This window comes from Sulfolobales archaeon (genome assembly GCA_038897115.1).
Lineage (GTDB): Archaea > Thermoproteota > Thermoprotei_A > Sulfolobales > AG1 > AG1.
Genome location: JAWAXC010000014.1, coordinates 26,861 through 31,471 on the forward strand (window position 1 = coordinate 26,861; position 4,611 = coordinate 31,471).

The following is a 4,611-nucleotide window of genomic DNA, read 5'->3' on the forward strand; positions in this document are numbered from 1 at the left end:
GTGGGGCCGCGGGGATTTGAACCCCGGACCACGAGGGCCCAAGCCTCGCATCCTACCAAGCTAGACTACGGCCCCCATATATTTTATAATTATCACACGGCTAAAAACCCTGACCTTCTCTCCATCTAGGGCTTCTCCTATCATCAGTTCAATCCTTATATTTACCTATATCTATTCGAACTATTATTTAAGTATTGGCTTTTAAACCCCTATCTAGCTAGAGGCCTCGCTATGGAGATAAAGGGGTAAAGCTTTCAGCTGCAATTAGGTAATTAGGTAATATGGTTGGTAGGTGATTTTAGTTGGATATATATGAGATGCTATTGGTTTTGACGGCGTGTTTCTTTGCTGCTAGCATGGGCTATCATTATGCTGGAGCCATAGTAGGTCCTGCATATGGTGGTAAAGCTATATCTCTTAAGCTAGGATTGATGGTCTCAGCGTTGCTGGTGATTATAGGATCTCTAGCTACACCGGTTATTTACACCTATATAAAGCTTGCACAGCTAGATAATAGAGAATATCTTTCATCCCTTCTAGCGTCAGCCATCGCTACTACTATAGCTACATATATCAAGGTGCCCACATCCACTATACAGATCTTCGCATTCTCCGTAATAGGGTCAGCTGTTATGGATGGGAAATACATAGAGATTCCCAGTGTCTTTAACATCATATCCTCATGGGTTCTGGCTCCCTCATTATCATACCTACTAGCACCAGTTATAAGAAAGGTTATACCGAATAGTGTAGGTAATAAGATTTTAATACTAACTATGTGCTATTCAGCCCTAGTTTTAGGGCTAAACGATGTTAGCAATGCAGCATCCCCAATGATTGGTGCCGGGCTAGATGAGTATATCTCTAGATTTACCTCAGGAGCACTCATGGGCGCCGGCCTCATGATATGGGGATCTAGGCTAGCAAGATTTATTGGTAGGGAGATCGGGATCTCAGATATAAGATCTTTCCTAGCTGCACATATAACAAAAGCAACAATACTCACAGCATTAAATACTCTAGGTCTAAACGCATCGATGAATCAAACACTTATTGGAGCATTAGCAGGAATAGGGGTTGAGAAGAAAGTCATTACAAGGATCATAGCTGGATGGATCTACAGCCCCATGCTCGGCTTTACACTTTCCGTGGTGTTCACAGCTATAGTCAATATCATTTAAAGCAAAATATTTAAGACAGCTTTATAGTACAGAGGATACATACTGATAACCGAGATCCCCTATCCCCAGGGTAAGGAGAGATTAGTATCTAGATCTAATGATATTATGTATAGCGATTGATATAGTCTTTAACCTCTTTCTAATAGCCCTATTGAGCATAGATATTATAGCAATAACCCTCAGCCTCCTCTTTAGATTCACAAAGAAGGCGGTATGTAGATCTAGATCTTTTCTGGTCTTCTTAGGAAGGTATCTCTCAAGCACCTCGTATTTTCTTTTAGAGGCTATATAGATCCATCTAGTGCCTCCTCCGATATAGCTATCTAGATCAATACCATATACATATCTCTCCTCCTCAAGAGCCTTTCTAGCAATGCTAATTATCTCATCTATAGGAGCAAATATAAAGACCCTCGTGGGGCATACCTCAACGCATGCAGGTTCTAAGCCATGCTGAATTCTATCAACACAGAAGGTGCATTTATAGAACCTGCCATCAGAACCTCTCTGAGGCACATTGAAGGGACATGCCCTTAGACAATTCCCTATACCTAGGCAGTCATCACTATTTATAACCACAGCACCCTCATCACTTATAACTATAGCAGATACTGGACATGCCAACGCACATGGAGGATCTCTACAGTGCATGCATTGAAAAGGGAGGGGTATTAACTCGGTACCCTCATAGAAGAGGACGATCTTCCAGGTATTCGCTGTAAGCCATTGAGGCGATGTAAGAGATCCTGCAAATGAGATTTCCTCCGCTGGAAGATTATTCCACATTTTACAGGCAAGCTGGCACGCTCTACACCCTATGCATCTATCAATGTCAACAATAACCCCATATCCCTTCTCCACCTTCTCAATTCCTGTGATCCTCATGCCTAGCCCTCCTAACCTTTCCTATCCATCCCTTGCTCTCTTGGATAAGCGTTATCACATCAAGGGCATCTGGGGCTATGATGTTTGATATTGGCCCTTTCCTCATCCCAGAAAATCCTGAGAACCATGTGATGCTCACAACCGGAATATATCTACCCCCTATATCTATATATTCTTCCTTTGTATGTGAAACATATGCTTTTAACCTTAGAATCCCTCTAGCTGTATAGATCTCTATGTAATCACCCGACGATATACCGATCCTCTCTGCAAGGCTTTTAGATATAGTTGCGAAGGGCTCTGGCACCAGCTCAGCGAGATATGGAATATTCCTAGACATAGAGCCTGAGTGGAAGTGCTCGGTAACCCTGTTAGAGGTTATCACAACAAGCTCTCCATCTATATCCCTGATCTCCTTTGGTATTGCATATAGCTTCTCAGCTCTCCCCTTAATATCGATAGATCCTATGAGTATATCCAGGTTGAACTTATTGATCCATGCGAGTGTTGGGTAGAGGATAGCTAGCTCCTCGTGGGGAGATTCCGCTGGTTCTGCATGGATAGGCCATCTGAAATCATAACCCGCATACCACCCTCCATCTTCTTCAATAATCTTTGCAACAGCCTCCCTATAGCTTCCAAGCTCCCTTATATATTTAGCTAATCTCTCTCTGATCTTCTGATACCTATCTTTAAAAACCCTCCACCCACTACCAGGGAAGAAGGGTCTTTTAACCTGGGCTGGGAAGCTAGCAGTATCCTTATCCCAGTAGATTGTATCGTTAGCCCAGAAGTACTTCATCCCGGTAAGCTCTGAGAAGCCCTTATAATCTATGATCTTTACTATACCATTGTCCTCTATTACAAAGCCTCCTCTGAAGATCATTTCCCCGGATCTTATATACCTAATCACATCCAACCCTCCAAAGAGATCTGAAACACCGCTTAGCCTCCTCTTAAAAGCCCTAGGCTCCCAGAAGCTATGGCCAGGCACATATGCAGGTCTATAGTCCCCTGTATACTCATCAATCCACTCCCCTGTCTCTCCACATACCTCCCAGATTTTTCCAGATGCCCTTACATGTACACATCCCCCGTATTTCAGTAGGCTATCATAGTTATACATGAACCTAACATTCTGAGGCCATGAGAAGCCCCAATCCTTGTAAACATTAAACTTCCTGCTAAAGACACCATCGATCTCGTCATCTCCTCTGATCCTTGTATCTCTCCTCATACTTCTTATCTCATCTCTAATAGGATCGTATACTCCCTGGTAGAGCAACATAGAGAAGTTTATCTCCTTACTAATCAGCCTGGGATTCACTTCCCTCTCAACACTACCTACAGGGGTCGAGGCCCCGAAACCCCCGCTATAGTCCCATGAAGCGTCAGGCTCTATATGCCTATTATATACTTCTAAAAACATGTCGCTTCTTCTGAAAATAACTTTTTCCAGGTTGATCCCAGCAATATTACTTGGGAGAAGTATAGCGCCTTTTCTCCTTAACCATCTATAAAGATTCACTATTATCCAGTAGTCAGGTTTAGAATCTCCGATAGGGTCTATAACCTTGTAGGACCACTGAATAACCCTGTTGCTATTAGTTCTACTACCCTCTTTCTCAGCGAACGATGCTGCTGGGAGTACTATGTCTGCAAACCATGTTGTCTCGGTTTCGAATATATCGCTAACAACTAGTAGATCTAGGGATGATAGGGCTGCAGCAATTAATCTAACATTGGGATTAGTTACAACCGGGTTTTCACCAAAGATTATAGCAGCTCTTATATCACCCCTGAGCACAGCTCTAGGGAAGGTAGTCTCTGAATGGCCTAAACCTATTGGTATATCACATATAACCATACCTCCCAAAGGATCTTCAGGCGGTATTGTGCCACAGAATATACCCCATACAATCTCCAGTCTTCTCCATCCATAGAAGTTATATATATGAAGCACCTTTGCGAGATCTGCCTCTCCTTTACCAGGCTTAGAGATAGATCTAAACGGCTCATTCTCCAGAGCCCAGCTAGGAACCTCCCAGTTCCAGGCATCAGGCATTCCCTGTAGCTTCCAATCCTGGTAAACACGAATTGACAGCGTATTTATAGGAGGAGATACATAGCCTGGTAGTGAGCCCAAACCATTTCCCTGTACATCAGTAGCTCCTTGAACATTGCTATGCCCTCTAAACGGATGCGTACCTCCCCCTGGATAGCCGACGTTCCCCAGTAGCAGCTGGGTTATCGCAGCCGCCCTTATCACTCCGAGGGTGGCGTTTGTATGCTGTGTAAAGCCCATGGCCCACTGGATTATACCGTGTTTCTTATGATCCGTGGCAACCCCGCTCCTCTCAACATAGATCTCTGCAACCTTTCTAAGGATCTCCTTTGGCACACCACTTATCTTCGAGACATTCTCTGCTGTATACTCCTTCAAAAGCGCCTTTAGATCCTCGAGATCCTCCTCCGATATGTTCCACCTACTCATTAGATTCCTAAACTCGGGAAGCTGATCTATTGGAGGATTTCTCTCGAAGAA

General features: G+C 43.7%; 3 protein-coding genes and 1 tRNA gene. 1 reads left to right on the forward strand and 3 read right to left on the reverse strand.

Going from position 1 to position 4,611, the window contains the following annotated elements:
* Position 1: 1 nt before the first annotated feature.
* A tRNA-Pro gene (locus tag QXE01_03285) sits at positions 2 to 75 on the reverse strand.
* Between the two features lie 227 nt (positions 76 to 302).
* On the opposite strand from QXE01_03285, the gene QXE01_03290 reads away from it, so the two are divergent.
* On the forward strand, positions 303 to 1,181 hold the full coding sequence (locus QXE01_03290; protein ID MEM4970258.1) for an inorganic phosphate transporter: 879 nt from the start codon (positions 303 to 305) through the stop codon (positions 1,179 to 1,181).
* Positions 1,182 to 1,262: 81 nt separating this feature from the next.
* On the opposite strand, the gene QXE01_03295 is transcribed toward QXE01_03290, so the two are convergent.
* Together QXE01_03295 and QXE01_03300 are read right to left on the reverse strand one after the other, a co-directional pair.
* Complete coding sequence (locus QXE01_03295) at positions 1,263 to 2,066, reverse strand: 4Fe-4S dicluster domain-containing protein (GenBank protein ID MEM4970259.1); 804 nt, start codon at positions 2,064 to 2,066, stop codon at positions 1,263 to 1,265.
* On the reverse strand, positions 2,047 to 4,611 hold a 2,565-nt coding region (locus QXE01_03300), incomplete at its 5' end, for a molybdopterin-dependent oxidoreductase (protein MEM4970260.1). The genes QXE01_03295 and QXE01_03300, both read right to left, overlap by 20 nt.

Bases quoted from the DNA above. Each gene is read 5' to 3' on its own strand.
- QXE01_03295 (MEM4970259.1), bottom strand. From the start codon at position 2,066: ATGAGGATCACAGGAATTGAGAAGGTGGAGAAGGGATATGGGGTTATT.